The sequence below is a fragment of the Amycolatopsis dongchuanensis genome, from assembly GCF_039542405.1.
GTDB lineage: Bacteria > Actinomycetota > Actinomycetes > Mycobacteriales > Pseudonocardiaceae > Amycolatopsis_E > Amycolatopsis_E sacchari.
The window spans coordinates 1-18769 of sequence record NZ_BAABIB010000172.1 but is presented as its reverse complement, the minus strand read 5'-3'; the positions used below and the strand labels follow the sequence as shown (position 1 = coordinate 18769).

Genomic DNA, 18769 nt, shown 5'->3' with positions numbered 1-18769 from the left:
TCAGGAAACCTTTCTGCCGGCTCGATCCGGGGCGCCGAGGTAGGTCACGGCGTCGTCCAGGCCGATCACGTCGGCGTATTTCGCGTGCAGGTCGAACAACGCGGCGTCGTGCGGCCCACGGGCCCGGTCGCCGCAGGCTTCGCGCACCACGAGGGTGTTGAAGCCGGACTGCACGGCGTCCACGGCGGTCGCCCGCACACACCCGGAGGTGGTCGCGCCGCACACGACCACGGTGTCCGCGCCGAGACCGGTGAGCAGGGCGGCCAGCCCGGTTCCGTGGAACGCCGAGGCGCCCTTCTTCAGCACGAGGTGGTCGCTGTCGCGGCAGTCCAGCCGGGGGTCGAGCGCGACGGCGTCGCTCCCTTCGCGGAGGCTGCGCATGCCCGGCGCTTTCCGGAGCCAGGCCACGCCGTCGCCGTCGGCCTCGGCGGCGGTGTAGCTGATCGCGGTGTAGACCACCGGGACCTCACCGCGCCGGGCCGCGGTCACGAGGGCGGCGGCCGCGGTCACTTCGGCGGTGAGGTCGGCCCCGGACGGGAAACCGGGTTCGGTGAAGCCGCGGGTCAGGTCGACCACGACCAGGGCCGGGCACTGTCCACGCGGGACAGTGGCGCCGAACCCGGCCCGGTCGTAGACGGCATCGGTCTCCGCGCCGTGCAGTCCGGACGGGTCATCGACGGGCACGCTGCAACTCCTTGATCAATTTGTCCTGGGTGCGGATCCGGCCCAGCAGCCAGCCCTGGAACAGTCCCAGCGCCGCGGCGGCCGCGATCGGGGCGTACCGCTTGACGCCCGGGGGAAGCAGCATCGCCAGCCCGTCGAGGGACTCGCCGCTGTCGGCCGGGGCCGGCGTGCGCGGGGCGGCGGCCGGGCGGGGCTCCTCCCCCGGCGCGCTCAGCTGGCCGGCGAGGTTGCGGGCGAACTGGTCGAGCAACCGGGCCGACACGGCGCTGATCGCGCTCTTGCCGAACTGGGCGAGCTTGCCGCGGATGGACAGGTCGGTGCGCAGGTCGATGGTGGCGCCGCTGGGGGCCTCGCGGACGGTGAGCGTCACGTCGGCCTCGGCGTCCCCGTTGCCGTGGGTGTCCGCTCCGCGCGCCGACAGCCGCAACCGCCGCGCGGCGGTGTCGACCTCGGTGAACCGCACCCGGCCGGAGTAGGCGGCGGTGATGGGGCCGACCTTGACCTTGACCCGGCCCAGGTAGGCGCCGTCCTCCTGGCCGTCGAGGGTCGCGCCCGGCAGGCAGCCCGCCACCCGCTCGACGTCGTTGATCAGGGCGAACACCGCGTCCGGGTCGGCCGGGACGGACAGCTGGTTTTGCAGGATCACTTCGTCGCTTCCTTCTCGGTGTCACGGCGGCGGGCCGCGGTCGCCGCGATGGCGTCCACAATGGTCTGGTAACCGGTGCAGCGGCACAGGTTCGCCGAGACCGCTTCGCGGATCTCGTCGCGGTCCGCGTCGGGTTGCTGGGCGAGGAAACCCTCGGCGAGCATCAGGAATCCCGGTGTGCAGAAGCCGCATTGCAGACCGTGGTGCTCGCGGAAGGCCTGTTGCAGGTCGGAGAGCTCGCCGTCCCGGCCGAGCGATTCGACGGTGCGGATGTCGGCGTCTTCGGCCTGCACGGCGAACACGAGGCACGCGCGCACCGGTTCGCCGTCCACGAGGACGGTGCAGGCTCCGCAGACGCCGTGCTCGCACCCCGCATGCGCGCCGGTGAGGCCGAGGTCGTGGCGCAGCACGTCGAGCAGGGTCTTGCGGGGCTCGACGACGGCTTCATGCTCGCTGCCGTTGACGGTCAGGACGATCAGGTGGCGGTCGGTCATGCGGGCCTGCTCCGTTCCGGGTCGGCTGCCGCGTCGAGCGCGGCGAGCACGGTCTGCGGGTGCACCGGCGTGGTGTCGAGTTCGACGCCGGTGTGGCGCAGCGCGTCGTTGATCGCGTTGAGCACCGCGGCCGGCGCGCCGATGGTGCCGCCCTCCCCGGCGCCCTTGGCCCCGTTCTCGGTGAACGCGCAGGGTGTTTCCAGGTGGGACACGGTGATGTCGGGGATCTCGGTGGCGGTCGGCACGAGGTAGTCGATGAAGCTGGCGGCCGACGGTTCGCCGTTGTCGGCGTAGGTGACCTCCTCGAACAGCGCGCCCGCGATGCCCTGGGCGATCCCGCCGCGGCACTGCCCGTCGACGACCTGCGGGTGGATCACCACGCCGCAGTCCTCCACGCACGCGTACCGCAGGATCGTGATGCCGCCGGTGCCCGGGTCGGCTTCCACGACCACGGCGTGGGTGGCGTTGGAGAAGGTGCCGTCGCCGGGCACGTCGAAGCTCGCGGTGGCCGTGAGCGTCGGCTCGACGTCCTTGGGCAGCAGGTGGCTGCGCAGGTAGGCGACGTCGGCGATCTCCTCGAACGACGCGCGCCGGCCCGGATCGTCGATCTGCACGACGCCGCCCGCGCCGTCGAGGCGGACGTTGTCCGGCTGGGTGTCGAGCAGGTGCGCTGCGATCCGGCACAGCAGCTCTCCCAGCCGCGTGGCCGCCAGCGCCACGGCCGAGCCGCCGATGGTCACCGACCGCGAGGCGAAGGTCCCCCACCCGTACGCGATGCGCTCGGTGTCGCCCTGGCGCAGCTTCACCTGGTCGATGTGCAGCCCGAGCCGGTCGGCGACGATCTGCGCGAGCGTCGTCTCGTGGGACTGCCCGTGGTTCATGGTGCCGCTGGTGACGACGACCGAGCCGGTGGTGTCCATCCGGATCTCCGAGATGTCGAACCCGGGCACCACGGCCATCTTGCGTTTGGCGAAGGCGCCCGACCCGTACCCGGTGCGCTCCGAGAAACAGCAGAACCCGATACCGATGTGCCTGCCCTCGGCGGCCGCGGTGTCCCGGAGCTCGTACCAGCCCTCGTCGCGCAGGGTGGCTTCGGCCAGGTCCAGCGATTCCCGGTAGGTGCCGGGGTCGTAGGTGACGGCGTTGACCCCGGTGTAGGGGAACTGGGTGATCAGGTTGCGGCGCCGGATCTCCAGCGGGTCGAGACCGAGTTCGCGGGCAGCGCGCTCCATCACCCGTTCCATCGCCATCACGTACTGCGGCCTGCTGACGCCGCGGTAGGGCGCGGTGGGCGCCTTGTTGCTGGTGATGGCGCGGGCCCGGACCCGGTAGGCGGGCACCTGGTACACGCTGGGCATCTCCGCCGACGCCATCAGCGGTTCGATCCCGGCGGTGAACGGGTAGCAGGAGTAGGCGCCCATGTCGCACACGATGTCGACGTCGAGAGCGGTGATGCGCCCGCCGGCGTCGAACGCGGCGCGGGTGCGGTAGCGCTGTTCCCTGGCCAGGAACCCGGCCGTCAGCGCCTCGCGCCGGTCCTCGATCCACTTCACCGGCCGGTTCAGGCGCCGGGCCGCGGCCGCGACCGCGATCTCCTCCCGGCCGACCACGCACTTCTGGCCGAAGCCGCCGCCCATGTCCGGGACGGTGACCCGCACGGTCCGCTCGGGCACGCGCAACGAGCGGGCGAGCGCGGTGCGCACCTGGTGCGGGACCTGGGTGCACATCTGCACGAGCAGCTGGTCGTCGTGGTCGTCCCAGGACGCGATCACCCCGCGCGTTTCGAGCGGGAGGGCGTTCTGCCGTCCGCTGCGGGTGACGACCTCGACCACGCACCCGGCGTCGGCGAACGCTTCGTCCACTCCCGGGGTGTCGAACATGGACACGTCCAGCAGCACGTTGCCGGGCGCTTCTTCGTGGACCAGGGGCGCATCCTGAGCGAGCGCGGTCTCCTCGGAGACGATCGCGCCGAGCGGCTCGTAGTCCACCACGGCCAGTTCGGCGCCGTCCTCGGCGACGTAGGGGTCGCGGGCGACGACCAGCGCGACCGGTTCGCCGACGAACCGCACCTTCTCCCTGGCGAGAATCGGCATCGCGGTCGGCGCGAACTCCTCGGGCGGGCGGTCCAGCAGCGCGACGATGTCGCCGAGGTCGAGGTCGGCCGCCGTGTAGGCGGCGACGACCCCGTCGACCGCCAACGTTGCCGACAGGTCGATCCCGGTGATCCGGCCGTGCGCGATCGTCGAGCGGACGAAGCACGCGTGCAACGTGCCGGGCAGCTGGATGTCGTCGACGAAGCGTCCCCGGCCGGTGAGCAGGCGCGGGTCTTCCCGCCGGGGCACCGAGGCGCCGACCCAGCGTCCGCCTCGCCCGTCGAACTCGGGGGCTGCGTCGCTCATCGCGTCACTCCTTCCTGCCAGGCCTGGTGCAGGGCGCCGGCGACCAGGGTCCGGGTGAGCCGGCGGCGGTAGGCGCTGCTGCCGGCGGCGTCGTCGGGCGGGTCGACGGCGGCGGCCGCGGCGTCGGCGCAGTCGGCGAACAGGTCCGGTCCGGGCTCGCCCGCGGCGAGGACGGCCTCGGCCTCCGGGACCCGGATGGGCGCCGGCGCCACCCCGCCGACCACCACCCGGCTGCCGTCGCCGTCCAAGCTGACCGCGACGTCGACGATGGCGAAGTCGCCGTGGCGGCGGGCGAACTCGGTCAGTGCCGCCCGCGGCGCGGGTCGCGTGAAGCGCACCGCCGTCACGACTTCGTCCGGTTCCACGGCGGTGGTGTAGAACCCGTGGAACATCTCCGCGGCCGGGATTTCCCGCCGCCCACCTGGTCCCTCCGCGATGATCACGGCGTCGAGCAGGAGCGCGAGCAGGCACCACTCGGCGGTGGCGTCGCCGTGCACGATGCTGCCCGCCACCGTGCCGCGGGAGCGGATCGGCAGGTGCCCGACCCACCGCATGGCGCGGGACAGCACGTCGAAGCCCGGCCCCAGCTTCGCCACCTCGACCGCCCGGTGCGTGACCAGCGCGCCGATCTCCAGCTGCGCGCCGTCCCGCCGCAAGCCGGTCAGCGCCGGGTCCCGGCGCAACGGCCCCAGGTCGACCAGGGCCGTCGGCCGGGCGAGCCGGAAGTTCATCATCGGCACCAGGCTCTGCCCGCCGGCGATCAGCTTCGGCTCGTCCCCGGCCGCGGCGAGCTCGCCGAGCAGGCCGATGGCGTCGGCGACGTCGTGGGCCCGGTGGTAGGCGAACGCGGCGGGCTTCACAGTTTCGACCTCTCCTCGCTCACGGCACCTGCGTGGTTTTCGCGGGCGCCACGGGGTGCGCCGGCTCCGCGATCCGGTCGAGCTCGCGGCCGCGGGTCTCCGGCGCACCCACCATCATGAACACGACCGCGGCCACCACGAGCGCGCCCAGCACGGTGAAGGTCAGCGGCAGGCCGAGCACCGGCCACAGGAGGCTGCCGAACACCAGCGGCGCGAAGCCGGTGACGGCCCGGCTCGACGACGACGCCCAGCCGAACCCGGAGGCGCGCAGCTCGGTCGGGTACAGCTCGGACACGTAGGCGTACATCACCGGGATCACCACCAGCGCCAGCATGCCGAACGCGCCGATCGCGATCACCGCGCCGGTGGGCGAGCCCAGCAGCAGCGAGAACACCACGAGCGAGAGCGCGGCGAGTGGCCCGGCGACGGCGACGATCCGCTTGCGGCCGACCTTCTCCACGAGCAGCACGGCCACCGCGACGCCGACGATGCCCAGCGCGTTCATCAGCGCGGTGGAGGCGAAGGCCGCGATCTCGCCGAACCCCTGGGCGCGCAGGATCGAGGGCATCCAGCTCAGGGCGGCGTAGTAGACCAGCATGACGCTGATGAACAGCGACCAGGCGACCGCGGTGATCCGGGGGTTGAACGCCCACACCCGGCGCAGCTGGTCGAACGCGGCGGTGACCGCTCCCCCGCGGGTGTCCTCCACCACCGCGGGCGGGATCGAATACGGCTCAGCGGGCGCGCCCGTGCGGCGGACGAGCTCGTCGATGACCGCGCGGGCTTCCGCTTCCCGGCCCTTGCGCACCAGGTACAACGGCGATTCCGGGACTCCGCGCCGGATCCAGAACAACAGCAGCGCGGGCAGGATCATCAGCACCAGCATCCAGCGCCAGTTCCCGGACACCGGGACCAGCAACGTCGCCGTGACGGCGGCGAGGGTGGTGCCCACCGGCCACCAGCCGTCCATGGCCGAGAGCACCCGGCCGCGGTGCCGCCGCGGGGAGAACTCGCTGACGATCGCGTAGTCCACCGGGATGCACCCGCCGAGACCGACCCCGGCGAGGAAGCGCAGGGCCAGGAAGACCTCCACGTTCGGCGACAGCGCGCCGAGCACGGAGAACAGGGCGAACACCAGCAGCGTGACGCTGAACGCGCGTTTGCGGCCGATGCGGTCGGCCACGGTCCCCCACACGACGGCCCCCACCGCCATGCCGATCAGGTTGGCGGTCGCCACCAGCCCCTTCTGCCCCGGCGACAACCCGAACTCGGCCCCGACCAGTGGAGTGAGGAACCCGTTCAACGCGACGTCCCACGCGTCGAACATGTAGCCCAGCCCACCGATGAGGAAGATCTTGCCCTGCACGCTCCAGCGCCAGGGCAGGTCCTGGACGATCTGATCTCCGGTACGCATGAATCGCTCCGTTGCCGTTGTCGGCCAGTTCGCCCGCCTCAGCGCGCGAACTGGTAGTGGATGGACTCGGTGTCCGGATCGGTGAGCGGGCTGCCGTTCCAGAGCCAGTCGTAGGACACGTCGGACTCGCCGTCGAACCGGCGCAGCTTCTCGTCGCGCTCGCGCTGCTCGGGGCCGTCGGGGAGGTGGTAGAAGCTCATGTTCTGCAGGGAGGCGTCCTGGACCATCCCCGCGTGCTTGGCGCGCCGGTCGACGTAGCGGATGAGGGCGCCGTCGATCCCGTCGCGGGTGACGCGTCCCAGTTCCTCGGCGAGCACGGCGGCGTCCTCCATCGCCTGGGAGGCGCCCTGCGCCTGGTAGGGCAGCATGGCGTGGCAGGCGTCGCCGAGCAGGGCGACCCGCCCGTCCACCCACACCGGGTCACGCCGGCGCCGGTACATGGCCCACACCGACACGTCCTCGTCCTTGGCCTTCGACAACACGGTCGGGACCCGATCGTCCCAGTCCTGGTACTCCGCCGCGAGCTCGGCGGCGGTCGCCGGACCGCTCCACTCCCGTTCGATGGTCTCGCTGCACGGCACGATCGCGACCACGTTGAGGTACTGGCCGCCGCGGATCATGTAGTGCACGAGGTGCTTGTCCGGGCCGTACCAGATGGTGGAGTGGTAGCGGTCGACGAGGAACCGGGTGGCCGGGTCCTGGGCGACCAGGTCGCCGGGGATCAGGGCGCGGTAGGCCATTTCGCCGGAGAACACCAGGGTGTCGTCGAACCCGGCGAGGTCCCGGACGGCGGAGCGGATGCCGTCGGCGCCGATCACCACGTCGCCGGTGAAGCGGCGGCCGTCGGCGGTGATCACGGCCGGGCGTTCCGGCTGGGCGCGGTCCAGCTCGACGACCCGCGCGCCGGTCGCGACCCGCACCACCGGGCCGTGGCCGTCCGGGTCCACGCACGCGTCCAGCAGCACGCCGTGCAGGTCGGCGCGGTGGTAGTGCCAGTACGGGGCGCCGTAGGTGTCGGTGACCCGCTGTCCCAGCGGCAGCTGGGCGATGATGCTGCCGTCGGCCCACCGGCGGCGGACCTGGTCCTGCGGCTCGGTGCGCACCCGCTCCAGCTGGGGGCGCAGCCCCAGCCCGATGAGGATGCGGCTGGCGTTGGGGGCGGTCTGGATGCCCGCGCCGATCTCGCCGAGTTGCGGCGCCGCTTCGACCACGGTGACCCGCAGTCCGCGTTGCCGCAGCGACAACGCCGCGCACAGGCCGCCCAGGCCGCCGCCGACGATGACGACTTCGAACGACTGGCTCGCGCTCATGCCGGCCTCCTCGTCTCGTCGCCCGTGCCCGCGAGCAGCCGCCCGGCGCCGGGCACGCGCGGCTCCAGCCCGAGTTCGGTCAGGATCCGGTACGTGGTCGCGGTGGCCGCCGACAGGACCGGGAGCCCGATCTCGTCCTCGACGGGCTGGATCGACGGCAGCGACGGCATCTGCACGCACGCCGACAGCACCAGTGCGTCCACTCCGGACAGATCGAGCTTGTGGTAGTGCTCGCGCAGGTCGGCCGGGTCCAGCCGCGCCACGGCGAGGTTGTCCGGCACCTCCAGCGACAGCGCGTCCACCACCTCGACCCCGGCGTCCTCGAGGTAGTCGGCCACGGCCTTCGTGAGCGGCTTCAGGTAGGGCGTGATGATCGAGATCTTGCGCGCGCCGAGCGCGGCGATGCCGGACAGCAGCGCACCCGCGCTGGACACCACCGGCGCGGCGCAGCCCTCGGCGCGCAGGACGCGGGTGATGTCGTCCTCGGCGGTGCAGTGGTAGCCGGGTCCCTGGGCCATGATCGCCACCAGGCACGCGGTGGCGACCACGTCCGGGCGGGCGTCGGCGAGCTCGGCCGCCGCGCGCCCGGCCTGCGCGTTCATCGCACGCAGCTGCTCCGGGTCGACGTGCTGCATCCGGGCGCGCGCGGAGTGGAAGACGAACCGGTCCCCCGGCTCGGCCTCCTCACGGGCGCGCAGCATCCGCGGCAGCTCGGTCTCCATGGTGAGGTTCGAGCTGGGGACGATCATCCCGATGTGATGGTCGGTCATCGCTTCTCCGCCGGGCGCATTTCCTTGACGGTCAGCTCGCCTGCGTCGACGATCAGCTCGTCGTCGAGGTAGAGCGAGTTGCCGCGCATGGGGATGTCGAAGTGGCACGGCGTGTCGTTGGGGCCGCCGAGTTCGTTGTTGGGTCCGATGGAGAACATCACGTTGCCGTAGAAGCTGCGCAGCTCCATGCCCATGCCGCCGGGGAACTGGGTCAGGCCGTGCCAGTGGGCGCGTTCGTCCAGGCCCCAGCCCACGTGGCTCATCCCGTAGCCGCGGGGGTCGTGGAAGCTTTCGATGTAGGAGCGCAGCAGGTCGGCGTCCAAACCGGACGATCCGGCGCCGCCGCGGATGTCGCGGATGAAGCCCTCCTCGATGGTGATCTCCACCGGGGTCTGGACGTAGGTGTTGAACGGCAGCAGCACGTCGCCGGGCGAGAGCACGATCTTGCCGTCGACGCCGTCGTCGGCGCCGCCGGTGAACACGAACGCGGCGGGCCAGTGGTCCCAGCGGCCGGGGGTGTCGGTGTAGCCGTACTCCGACATGGTCGGGTACATGCCGAGCCGGTAGGTGACGTCGGTGCCCGCCGGGCTGGTGATCCGCATGGTGCTCGCCTTGGCGAGCAGCTCGGCGCCGATCTCCACCCGCTCGCGGAGTTCCTTGGTGGGCATGAGGCGGGCCAGCAGCTCGGGCGGCTCGACGGCGGTGAGGATGCGGGTGCCGGCTTCCTGGATCGCGAACTGTTCCTTGCTGAACAGCAGGAACGTGCAGTCGACGACCATGTCCACGTCCTTGAGCGCCTCGACCGCGCGGGGGATGTTCCCGAGCCCGGAGTCGCCCACCGCCCACGCGCCGGACGCGCTGGCCGGCGAGGGCAGTCGCATGTGGTAGGTCGCGGCGCCCAGCTGCTGGGCGGCCCACAGGAAGGCGTCGGCGTACTCGGCTCGCTCGCCGCCACGGGTCAGCACGACCACGGTCTCGCCCTCGTGCACCCCGGAGAACGTCAGCTGGCGCAAGCAGATGTCGTTGAACAGGTTCTGGTCCATCGTTGACCACCTCCGCCTATAATCCGAACACGTATTATCCGGATACGCAAGAGTTCGCGGTCGAGAAGCAGGACTGCAACACGAGCGCAATAGTCCGGACACGTAGGATCACGGGAAGCCGCGAGCCTGAAGTCATGGGGAGGGTCTTGATGGGTGAGCCAGTGCGGGCAGGCCGACGCGGCCGGGGAGCCCCGGCCGTCACACCGGCGCCGCCCCCGGATCTCCTGGCCGCCCCCGGCTACGGCGCCCGCCGCATGTACCAGGCCTACCTCGCCGCGTGGAACCGCCACGTGGATCCGGTGCTGACCGGTCCCCAGTTCGCGGTCCTCTCCGCCGTGCGCGCCTACCCCGGGAGCGACCAGAGTTCCCTGGCCGGGGCGGTCGCCCTGGACACGTCCACGATGGCGGACCTGTGCCGCAGGCTCGAACAGCGCGGCCTCATCCGGCGGGTCGAGTCGCCGCGGGACGCGCGCCGCAAGCTTTTGTCACTCACCGAGGAGGGCTCGACGGTGCTCACTCAGGTGAACCGCCGGGCGCGCCGCCTGGACAAGGCGCTGCTCGGTGCGGATTCGGGTGACGTCGACGTCGCGGGGCTGCTGAACACGCTGGGCGCGCGATGGGAAGCCGTGGCGGCGCTCGACGAGCTGGACTGACGACCGCTCCGCGCCAAGGGGGCGGTGCGACGGGCCTTCCCGACACTGCCTCAACCCGATTTCGTTTGAAACCGCGGTCGCGCCGCGGGCAGGATGCCGGACATGGATCTCCTCGCGATGCTGCCCGCCTTCGCCCTGGCCGTGGTCCTGATTTCGGCCTCGCCGGGGCCGGCGATGGCCCTGATCCTGCGCCGGGCGGCGGTGCGGGGGTTCCGCGGGGCGGTGCCGACCGTGCTCGGTCTCGAGGCCGGTCTTTACGTGTGGGCGTTGTTCGCCGCGGCGGGGCTGGCGGCGTTGGTCGCCGCGTCGGAGGTCGCGTTCCTCGTGCTGCGTGTCGTCGGCGCCGCGTTCCTGATCTACCTGGGGATCAAGGCGTGGCGGTCGGCCTGGCGCCCGGCCGAGCCCGCTGACGAACCTTCCGCGGCGTCGGCCAACGGCTGGGCCAAGGCGTTCGCCGAGGGCGTCATCGTCATGCTGGCGAACCCGAAACTGGCCGCGTTCATGATCGCGTTCTACCCGCAGTTCGTGCCTGACGGGCGGCCCTTGTTCGGCACGACCGCGCTGCTCGCCGTGTTCCAGGTGGCCCTGGAGACCGTGCTGTACCTGGCGCTGGCGGCCGCGGTCGGCCGGGCGGGCGGCTGGTTCCGCCGGCCCGCGGTGCGCCGCAGGCTCGACCCGATCAGCGGCACCGTCCTGGTCGCCCTCGGGCTGCGGATGGCGGCGGAAAGCCGGTGACGGTCAGCTCGCGGTGCGCTTGGCGTTGAAGCGCGCCTTCTTCTGACGGTTCCCGCACGTGTTCATGTCACACCACTTGCGCGTGCGGCTCTGGCTGGTGTCGAAGAACGCCGCCTGGCAGGTCGGCGACGCGCACAGGGCCAGCCTGCCGTCTCGCTCACCGGCGATGATGCTGATCGCGTCGTCGGCGATCACGCCGAGCGCGTCTTCCACGGCCGACGGCGAGCTGAGCCGCCACCGCCGCTCCCCCTCGGGGGTCAGCACAGCCGCCGCCCGGCCCCGGACGCTGCAGTCGTTGATGACCGCAACCGCGGCGGCGGGGAGGGCTTCGTGGATCGCGGCTGCCGTCGCGGCGGCGTGGATCGCTTCCCGCAGTTCTTTGGCGAGTTCCAGCTGGGCGGGGGTGCAGGAGTCCACGGCGAGGCCGTACACCGCCAGCCAGTCGACGAGCCGCTGCGGCGTGGGGATGCGCTCCACGGGCTCGCCGTGACGCTCCGACAACGTCCCCGTGAAGCTGGTCGCCAGCACGCTACCGAGGCGGAATTCGGGAAACCCAGCAGGCATGGAACCACCTTAGTCGGTTGCGCACCCCCGGAGCGAGGTGTTAGAACCGTCTTAGCCGGTTCGCCGATGGAGGAGGGCTCATGCCCAGCAGCGACGTGCACGCATTCGAAACCCACACGACCGACGCCGAGCTCGACGATCTGCGCGCGCGACTGGCCGCGGCGCGGCTACCCGAGCCGGAAACCGCCCGACGCCGATGGGAGCAGGGGGTTCCCCTTGCCGACCTCGTCGAGCTCGTGCACTACTGGCGCACCGGCTACGACTGGCGGTGGTTCGAGAAGCGCCTCGACGAGATCGGCCAGTTCCGCACGACCATCGACGACCTGGGGATCCACTTCCTGCACCGCCGGTCCGCCCGCGCGGACGCCACTCCGCTGATCCTGACCCACGGCTGGCCGGGAAGCGTCGCCGAGTTCGTCGACGTGGTGGACGAACTGGCCGATCCGGCGGACGCGGCCGCGCCGGCGTTCCACGTCGTGGTCCCATCGCTGCCCGGGTTCGGCTACAGCGACAAGCCGGCCACCATCGGGTGGGGCACCGAGAAGATCGCGGCCGCCTGGGTGGAGCTGATGGGCCGGCTCGGCTACCGCGAGTTCCTCGCCCACGGCGGGGACTGGGGCGGCAACATCACCACGGTCCTCGGCGGCCGGTTCCCGGAGCACGTGCTCGGCATCCACAGCACCTTCGCGGAGGGGCCGCCCGGGCTGAGCACGGACGGGCTGACGGCGGTCGAGCGCAAGTGGGCCGAGGACACCCGGCACTTCTGGCGCCACCGCGCGGCGTACGCGAAGCAGCAGGCGACCCGGCCGCAGACCATCGGCTACTCGCTCGTCGACTCGCCGGTCGGGCTGCTCGCCTGGATCCTCGACAAGTTCGCCGAGTGGTCGGACACCGAGGACAGCCCGTTCGAGACGATCTCCCGGGACCGGGTCCTGGACGACGTGACCCTGTATTGGCTGACGCGGACGGGCGCGTCAGCGGCGCGCATCTACTACGAGAGCCACAACTCGCTGGATCCGGAACTCCGGGTCGACGTCCCGTCGGCGATCACGATGTACCCGCGCGACATCGAAAAGTGCCCGCGCCCGTGGGCGCAGGAGCGGTACCGGCAGATCGTCCGGTGGCGCTCGCCGGAACGCGGGGGACATTTCCCGTCGCTGGAGGTTCCCGGGTACTTCGTCCAGGACCTGCGCGACGGCCTCGCGGCGGTCCTGGCCGCTCGTTGAGCCCAGTCCGGTGCCCACCTTCGCAGGCGAGGGTTGCGCCCCTGCGGTCCGTGGTAGTCCCGGGTCCGAGGGAGGGCGGACATGGTGGAGTGGGCCGAGGTGGTCGTGGTCGGCGCGGGGCTGGCCGGGCTCGCCGCGGCCCGGACCCTGCAGCGCGCCGGGCTGCACGTGCTGGTGTGCGAGGCCGGGGACGACATCGGCGGCCGGGTGCGCACCGACGTGGTCGACGGTTTCCGCCTCGACCGCGGGTTCCAGGTGCTGCTGCCGGCCTACCCGGCGGTGCGCGAGATGGTCGACGTCGAGGAGTTGCGGCTGCAGCACTTCACGCGGGGCGTGGTCGCGGACGGGCAGGCGCTCGCGCCGCCGTGGCGGCACCGGAGCGCGGCGCGGGACCTGCTCGCCTTCGGCGCCGGACGGCCGCGGGATGTCGCGGCCCTGCTGGCGATGTCGGCGCGGGACGTGCTCGCGCCGGCCCGCCGGCTCAAGGCGGGCGGGGATTCGACGATCGCCGAGGACCTGGCCCGCCGCGGGGTCAGCGCGCGAACGGTCGACGAGGTGATGCGGCCGTTCCTCGCCGGGGTCTTCCTGGACCGTCCACTGCGGACCTCCGCCCGGGCCTTCCACCTGGTGTGGCGGAGCTTCCTGCGTGGCGGTGGCGCGTTGCCCGCGTCCGGGATGGGCGCGCTGCCGCACCTGCTCGCCCGCGACCTGATGCCCGGGACCGTCCGATGTGGAGTGCGGGTGACCGGGATCTCCGGCGACGGCGTCACCACCGACCGCGGCGAGGTGCGAGCGAAGGCGGTCGTGGTGGCCGCGCCCGAGGTCCTGCTGGGCGTGCCCGAGCCGGACTGGCACGCGGTGACGACCTACTACTACCGGACGGGCGGCCGCCCGCCGCTGCGGCAGCCGACGCTGCTCACCGACAGCGGCGAGCTGCTGGTCAACACCGCGGTGATCAGCGCCGTCGCCCCGGGGTACGCGCCGCCGGGGCAGACGCTGGTCGCCGCGTCGGTGCCGGAACGCTGCGACACCGGCAACGAGCTGGAGCCGCACGTGCGCACCACCCTCGCGCAGGTCTACGACACGTCGACGACGGACTGGGAGCTGGTGGAGACCTACGCGATCGCGCGGGCGCTGCCGGTCATGCCGGCCGGCCACCCACTACGGCAGCCGGTGCGGCTCGCGCCGGGCCGCTACGTGTGCGGCGACCACCGGGACACCAGCTCCATCCAGGGCGCGCTGGTGTCCGGCCGCCGCGCGGCCGCGGCCGTGCTGGCGGACCTGCACTCCCGCCCGTGACCGCCGGCCGCGGTCCTCATCGGACACCCGTCTTCACCGGTCGCAGCGGCGCGGCAGGCCGTTGCCCGGCGACGATGGCCGCTAGGGCGAGCGCGAAGCCGCTCAGCTGGACCGCCCCGAGCGTCTGCCCCAGGACGACGACCCCGAGCAGCGCGGCGACCATCGGCGACAGCAGGGCGAGCACCGCGACCGAGGTGACCGGCAGCCGGGTGATCCCGCGGAACCACAGCACGTACGCCAGCAGCCCGCCGACGAGCCCGAGCCACAGGTAGCCGAGCACGGCGGGCAGGTCGACCGCGGGCGGCGCGCCCTCGACCAGGAACGTCACCGGCACCAGGAACAGCCCGCCCGCGGTGAGCTGCCAGGCGGCGAACGCGGTCGGGCCGACACCGGCGGGGCGGCCCCACTTCTTGGTGAGCGTGACGCCCAGCGCCATGGTCGCCGCACCGCCCAGGCCGGCCAGGACCCCGGCCACGTCGAAGCCGGCGGCCGGGCCGAGCACGACCAGGCCCACCCCGACGACGCCGGTCACGCCCCAGGCGAACCGCCACGCCGACGGGCTTTCCCGCAGCACCGCGACGGCGAGCACGGCCACGACCAGCGGCTGCGTCGCGCCCAGGGTCGCCGCGACCCCGCCGGGGAGCCGTTCGGCGGCGACGAACAGCAGCGGGAAGAACAGGCCGATGTTGAGCACGCCGAGCGCGGCGGCCTTCCACCACCAGGCGCCGCGCGGCAGCGTCCGGGTGACGGCGAGGGCGATCAGGCCCGCGGGCAGCGCCCGGAGCAGGCCCGCGAACATCGGGTGCGCGGGCGGCAGCAGTTCGGTGGTGACGACGTAGGTCGAGCCCCAGACCACGGGCGCGAAGGCGGCCAGTGCGGTGTCGCGGAGTTTCACGGTTCCAGTCTTGGCGCACGTGATCGATGAGTCCAACACATGTTCGTCAAGTGATCCATCGTGAGGCACGATAGATCCGTGGAACTTCAGCAAATGCGCTACGTCGTCGCGGTGGCCGAAACGGGCAGCTTCACCCGCGCGGCGCAACGGTGCCTCGTGGTGCAGTCGGCGCTCAGCCACCAGATCGCCCGCCTGGAGCGGGAACTGGGTGCGCGCCTGTTCGACCGCACCAGCCGCCGGGTACGGCTGACCGCGGCGGGAGCGGCTTTCCTGCCCGCGGCGCGGCAGTGCCTGGACTTCGCCGAGCGTGCGGCGGCGGAGGTGGCGGCCGCGGTCGGCGAGGTGCGCGGACGGCTGAGCGTCGGGGTGATCCCGACGGTCGCGGCGGTCGACCTGCCCGCCGCGCTGCACCAGTTCCGGCGGCGCTACCCGCAGGTGCGGGTCCGCCTGCGGATGGCGGCCAGCCACGAACTGGTCGAGCAGGTCCGGCAGGGCGCGCTGGACCTGGCGTTCCTCGGCCTGCCGCTCACGGCGCGGCCCGAGGGCGTGCGGGCGCACGAACTGGCGCGGGACCGGCACGTCGCCATCGTCGCGCCGGAGCACCCGCTGGCCGCCCGCGCGGAGACCGACCTGCGCACCCTGGCCGGCGAGGAGTTCGTCGACTTTCCGGAAGGCTCCCCCGGCCGCACCCAGTCCGACCAGGCCTTCGCCGCGGCGGGACTGACCCGGAACGTGGCCTTCGAGGTGACGACGGCGGACCTGATGGCCGGCCTCGTGCGGGAAGGCCTGGGTGTGGCGATGCTGCCGTCGACCTACGCGCCCGCCTTGGCGGGCGTGGCCACCGTGCCCGTCACCGACGCCCCCGCGCGGATCGAGCACCTGGTGTGGAGCACGGCCGGGCTGACCCCCGCGGCCGCCGCGTTCCTCGAGGTGCTCGGGGTGGCCGTCGGCTGACGCCGGCCACGCGCCCGGGCCCGCGTCCGCACCGGCCGCGAGGGCCCGCTCAACGGACGCTGTCCGCGGCCGCTGCCGCAGGGGCCACCGGGGTGAACGGGCGCAGCTCTTCGCGGCCGCCGTGGACGACGATGCAGGTGGATTCGGGCACCTCCCGCCACGCCCCACGCAGGTCGCCCAGCGGCTCGGACACCACGAGCCGCGCGTCGTCGGACAGCACGTGCAGCGCCGGGTTGTCCGGATACTGGTGCCGGAGCGTGGACACGTCGACGCTGTGGAACAGCGACCTCGACCGGGCCTCGCTGGAATACCGGAACGCCCACGTGGTTTCCCCGTCGGTCGTGGCGACCGTCATCTGGATCGGGTTCACCACCGAGTGGCGCCGGCCCACCTCCTCGACCAGTCCGACCGCCCGGGCCACCGCGGCTACCGGATCGTCCTCCAGGCCGAAGGTCACGGCGAGGTAGAACAGGATCTCCGAGTCCGTGGACCCCTGGATCTCCGGGAAGACCAGCGGGTCGACGGCCAGGGTGAGCTCGCGTCGCACGGCGGGAAACCCGGCGATGAGCCCGTTGTGCATCCACAGCCAGCGGCCGTGGCGGAACGGATGGCAGTTCGTCTTCTGCACCGCCGATCCGGTCGATGCGCGGATGTGCGCGAACACGTGCCCGGATTCGAGCTGCGCCGCGATCTCGCGGAGGTTGCGGTCGTTCCAGGCGGGTTCGGTGCTCAGGAACACCCCCGGGGTCGGCACGTTGCCGTACCACCCGACACCGAACCCGTCCCCGTTGGTGGTTTCCGCACCAAGGCGCGAGTGCTTGCTCTGCAGGACGAGCGAGTTCGCGGGCTTGTAGAGGAGCTCGTCGAGGCGCACGGGCGAACCGGAATACGCCAGCCAGCGACACATATCGGGCCTCCCACGTCGGCACGCACTCCCCCACTGTCGCCGCCACGCGATCCGCGGTCCTCGTCCGCGACGGGTGAGCTTCGGGTCACCCCCGCGGTGTCAGGGATCGTGCCGGGGCGGTTCGAGCACCTGGCCGCCACGGCGGCAACCCCGAGGAAGTACGCACAGCCCGCCGGAAGCCACCGCGAGTCCGGGCCACCCACGCCCCCGCACACCACCGCGTTCCTCGAGAGGCCGCGGGGGTTCCCGTCCCGCGGGCGGGTAGCCTGCGGCCCCATGTCTGGGGATCGACGTTCGGCGTGGTTTCCGTTGGCGCTGCTGGGTTTCCTGCTGCTCGGCGCCGCCGCGTGGGATCTCACCGAACACAGCGCCTGGTTCGCCTACGCGCCGATCGGCGACGACCCGCTGGTGCAGACCCGGTACGCCTACGCCCCCTACCAGCCGGAGCCGGTGTGGGAGTGGGGCACGCCGTGGCAGGTGGTCGTCGCCCTGGCGTTCCTGGGCGCGCTCGGCTGGTTCGCCGCGCGGGACAGGCTGCCGCCGCTCCGGATCGCGCTGGTGCTCGGCGCCGGGACCGCGGTGATCCTGCTCAGCACCGCGGTCACCGCGCTGGCGAAGGCGACCGACGCGCAGTTCCCGACCACCGCGCTGGGCGCCCCGCTCGCGGTGCTCGGCGCCGTGGCCGGGGTGTGGGCCGGCTTCCGCCTCGGGCCGGGGCGGCGCGTCGCGACGGCCGCCTGCCTGGTGTGCCTCACCCTGGCCGCCTACCTGTTCGGCGCGTCGGCCGAGGCCGTCGACCCGGTCACCGCCGCGCTCGGGCTGGGCGTGCTGGCCTGGTACACGCGCTCGAAGGTCCCGGCGGTCGCGGCCGCGGCGGTCCTGGTCACCGCGATCGCCTTCAGCAGCGGCACGCTCGGCCTGCTCGTGCCCGGCGCGCTCGTGCTCGCCGCCGCTCTCGCGGTGTTGCGCCCGGCTTAACCGCGACACCTCCGGGGTACACCCGATCGAGCGAGGAGGAGGTGCACCGGATGACGAGCAACGCCGGTTTGGCCACGCGGGTGCGCGGCCGTTCCGCGGCACAGGCCGCCGGGCGCACGGGCATGGTCTGCTGGGGTCTGGTCCACCTGGTGGTCGCCTACCTGGCGCTCCGCGTCGCCTCGGGGGACGGCGGCAAGGAGGCCGACCAGAAGGGCGCGCTGCAGGAGGTCGGGTCCACCGCGGCAGGCCAGGTGGTGCTGTGGCTGCTCGCGATCGGGCTGATCGCGTTCGGGGGGTGGCAGTTCATGATGGCCGCCCGCGGCTACACCTGGGTGCCCAAGCGCGGCAAGCGGATGCGCAAGCGCGTCGGGTCCGCGACGCGGGGTGTCGTGGTCCTGGCCCTGGCCTACACCGCGATCCGGCTCGCGACGGGCAGCGGCTCGGCCGGCGGCAACCAGCCGCAGCAGGAGTTCACCGCGCGGCTGCTCCAGCTGCCCGCCGGGCAGGCGCTCGTGGCGGTCGCCGGGGCGGCGGTGGTCGCGGTCGGCGTCGCCGCGGCGGTCAAGGGGTTCAAGCGCAGCTTCCTCGAGGACCTGGACCTGCCGGACCTGCCGACCGGCACCCGCAGGTCGGTCGAGTGGCTCGGCTCGGCCGGGTACGTCGCCAAGGGCGTGGTGTACGCGATCATCGGCGGCCTGCTCGGGTACGCCGCGCTGCGCTCGGACGCCGGCCAGGCGGGCGGGGTCGACAAAGCGCTCCGCACGCTCGCGGCCCAGCCCTACGGCGTCGTGCTGCTGGCCGTGGTGGCCATCGGGCTGGCGGCGTTCGGCGTGTACTGCTTCGCCGCGGCGCGCGCGCACAAGAGCTGAGCCTTCTGGCTAAGAGGTCCTAACAGATTGAGTGTTTCTTGAGTCGGCGCCAGCAGATGATGCTGCAGG

19 protein-coding genes are annotated in these 18769 nt (G+C 72.7%); 7 read left to right on the top strand and 12 right to left on the bottom strand.

Features of this window, described 5'->3' with window-relative positions:
• The 9 genes from ABFX51_RS38990 to ABFX51_RS38950 are packed head-to-tail and all read right to left on the bottom strand — an operon-like array spanning position 1 to position 9620.
• Positions 1 to 684 carry an isochorismatase family protein gene (locus ABFX51_RS38990; RefSeq protein WP_346056871.1) on the bottom strand — a complete coding sequence of 228 codons (684 nt, stop codon included), beginning with the start codon at positions 682 to 684 and terminating at the stop codon, positions 1 to 3.
• A complete protein-coding gene (locus tag ABFX51_RS38985; protein WP_346056869.1) occupies positions 671 to 1330 on the bottom strand; it encodes an SRPBCC family protein in 660 nt (219 codons plus the stop codon). The genes ABFX51_RS38990 and ABFX51_RS38985 overlap by 14 nt, the downstream gene beginning before the upstream one ends.
• Positions 1327 to 1824: a (2Fe-2S)-binding protein gene (locus tag ABFX51_RS38980; protein WP_027928908.1), complete on the bottom strand. Its 498-nt coding sequence runs from the start codon at positions 1822 to 1824 to the stop codon at positions 1327 to 1329. The genes ABFX51_RS38985 and ABFX51_RS38980 overlap by 4 nt, the downstream gene beginning before the upstream one ends.
• A complete protein-coding gene (locus ABFX51_RS38975; RefSeq protein WP_346056867.1) occupies positions 1821 to 4223 on the bottom strand; it encodes a xanthine dehydrogenase family protein molybdopterin-binding subunit in 2403 nt (800 codons plus the stop codon). The genes ABFX51_RS38980 and ABFX51_RS38975 overlap by 4 nt, the downstream gene beginning before the upstream one ends.
• The gene (locus tag ABFX51_RS38970; protein ID WP_346056865.1) at positions 4220 to 5083 is read right to left on the bottom strand and encodes an FAD binding domain-containing protein; all 864 of its coding nucleotides are present in this window, start codon (positions 5081 to 5083) and stop codon (positions 4220 to 4222) included. Before ABFX51_RS38970 ends, ABFX51_RS38975 begins: the two co-directional genes overlap by 4 nt.
• Positions 5084 to 5102: 19 nt before the next feature.
• On the bottom strand, positions 5103 to 6497 hold the full coding sequence (locus ABFX51_RS38965) for an MFS transporter (protein WP_346056863.1): 1395 nt from the start codon (positions 6495 to 6497) through the stop codon (positions 5103 to 5105).
• A gap of 38 nt (positions 6498 to 6535) precedes the next feature.
• Positions 6536 to 7807 (bottom strand): FAD-dependent oxidoreductase, encoded by a 1272-nt coding sequence (locus tag ABFX51_RS38960; RefSeq protein WP_346056861.1) that lies wholly within the window; start codon positions 7805 to 7807, stop codon positions 6536 to 6538.
• Positions 7804 to 8577 (bottom strand): maleate cis-trans isomerase family protein, encoded by a 774-nt coding sequence (locus ABFX51_RS38955; protein WP_346056859.1) that lies wholly within the window; start codon positions 8575 to 8577, stop codon positions 7804 to 7806. The genes ABFX51_RS38960 and ABFX51_RS38955 overlap by 4 nt, the downstream gene beginning before the upstream one ends.
• A complete protein-coding gene (locus ABFX51_RS38950) occupies positions 8574 to 9620 on the bottom strand; it encodes a 2,5-dihydroxypyridine 5,6-dioxygenase NicX family protein (protein WP_027928902.1) in 1047 nt (348 codons plus the stop codon). Before ABFX51_RS38950 ends, ABFX51_RS38955 begins: the two co-directional genes overlap by 4 nt.
• 149 nt (positions 9621 to 9769) lie before the next feature.
• Here ABFX51_RS38950 and ABFX51_RS38945 point away from each other — a divergent pair, with 149 nt between their 5' ends.
• Both ABFX51_RS38945 and ABFX51_RS38940 read left to right on the top strand, forming a co-directional pair.
• On the top strand, positions 9770 to 10273 hold the full coding sequence (locus ABFX51_RS38945) for a MarR family winged helix-turn-helix transcriptional regulator (RefSeq protein ID WP_346056857.1): 504 nt from the start codon (positions 9770 to 9772) through the stop codon (positions 10271 to 10273).
• Positions 10274 to 10375: 102 nt separating this feature from the next.
• A complete protein-coding gene (locus ABFX51_RS38940) occupies positions 10376 to 11008 on the top strand; it encodes a LysE family translocator (RefSeq protein WP_346056855.1) in 633 nt (210 codons plus the stop codon).
• Positions 11009 to 11011: 3 nt separating this feature from the next.
• Here ABFX51_RS38940 and ABFX51_RS38935 read toward each other — a convergent pair whose 3' ends face one another.
• Positions 11012 to 11572 carry a CGNR zinc finger domain-containing protein gene (locus ABFX51_RS38935; protein WP_346056853.1) on the bottom strand — a complete coding sequence of 187 codons (561 nt, stop codon included), beginning with the start codon at positions 11570 to 11572 and terminating at the stop codon, positions 11012 to 11014.
• A gap of 80 nt (positions 11573 to 11652) precedes the next feature.
• Here ABFX51_RS38935 and ABFX51_RS38930 point away from each other — a divergent pair, with 80 nt between their 5' ends.
• Together ABFX51_RS38930 and ABFX51_RS38925 are read left to right on the top strand one after the other, a co-directional pair.
• Complete coding sequence (locus ABFX51_RS38930; RefSeq protein WP_346056851.1) at positions 11653 to 12798, top strand: epoxide hydrolase family protein; 1146 nt, start codon at positions 11653 to 11655, stop codon at positions 12796 to 12798.
• An 81-nt stretch (positions 12799 to 12879) separates the two neighbouring features.
• Positions 12880 to 14097, top strand: a complete 1218-nt coding sequence (locus ABFX51_RS38925; protein ID WP_346056849.1) for an FAD-dependent oxidoreductase — start codon at positions 12880 to 12882, stop codon at positions 14095 to 14097.
• A gap of 16 nt (positions 14098 to 14113) precedes the next feature.
• Here ABFX51_RS38925 and ABFX51_RS38920 read toward each other — a convergent pair whose 3' ends face one another.
• Complete coding sequence (locus ABFX51_RS38920; protein ID WP_346056847.1) at positions 14114 to 14992, bottom strand: EamA family transporter; 879 nt, start codon at positions 14990 to 14992, stop codon at positions 14114 to 14116.
• 78 nt (positions 14993 to 15070) lie between these two features.
• Here ABFX51_RS38920 and ABFX51_RS38915 point away from each other — a divergent pair, with 78 nt between their 5' ends.
• The gene (locus ABFX51_RS38915; RefSeq protein WP_346056845.1) at positions 15071 to 15946 is read left to right on the top strand and encodes a LysR family transcriptional regulator; all 876 of its coding nucleotides are present in this window, start codon (positions 15071 to 15073) and stop codon (positions 15944 to 15946) included.
• A gap of 49 nt (positions 15947 to 15995) precedes the next feature.
• On the opposite strand, the gene ABFX51_RS38910 is transcribed toward ABFX51_RS38915, so the two are convergent.
• Positions 15996 to 16853: a class II glutamine amidotransferase gene (locus ABFX51_RS38910; RefSeq protein WP_084022475.1), complete on the bottom strand. Its 858-nt coding sequence runs from the start codon at positions 16851 to 16853 to the stop codon at positions 15996 to 15998.
• Positions 16854 to 17129: 276 nt separating this feature from the next.
• On the opposite strand from ABFX51_RS38910, the gene ABFX51_RS38905 reads away from it, so the two are divergent.
• The gene (locus ABFX51_RS38905; protein WP_346056843.1) at positions 17130 to 17831 is read left to right on the top strand and encodes a hypothetical protein; all 702 of its coding nucleotides are present in this window, start codon (positions 17130 to 17132) and stop codon (positions 17829 to 17831) included.
• A gap of 50 nt (positions 17832 to 17881) precedes the next feature.
• Positions 17882 to 18700, top strand: coding sequence for a DUF1206 domain-containing protein (locus ABFX51_RS38900; RefSeq protein WP_346056841.1), 819 nt, complete (start codon positions 17882 to 17884; stop codon positions 18698 to 18700).
• The last annotated feature ends 69 nt before the right edge of the window (positions 18701 to 18769 follow it).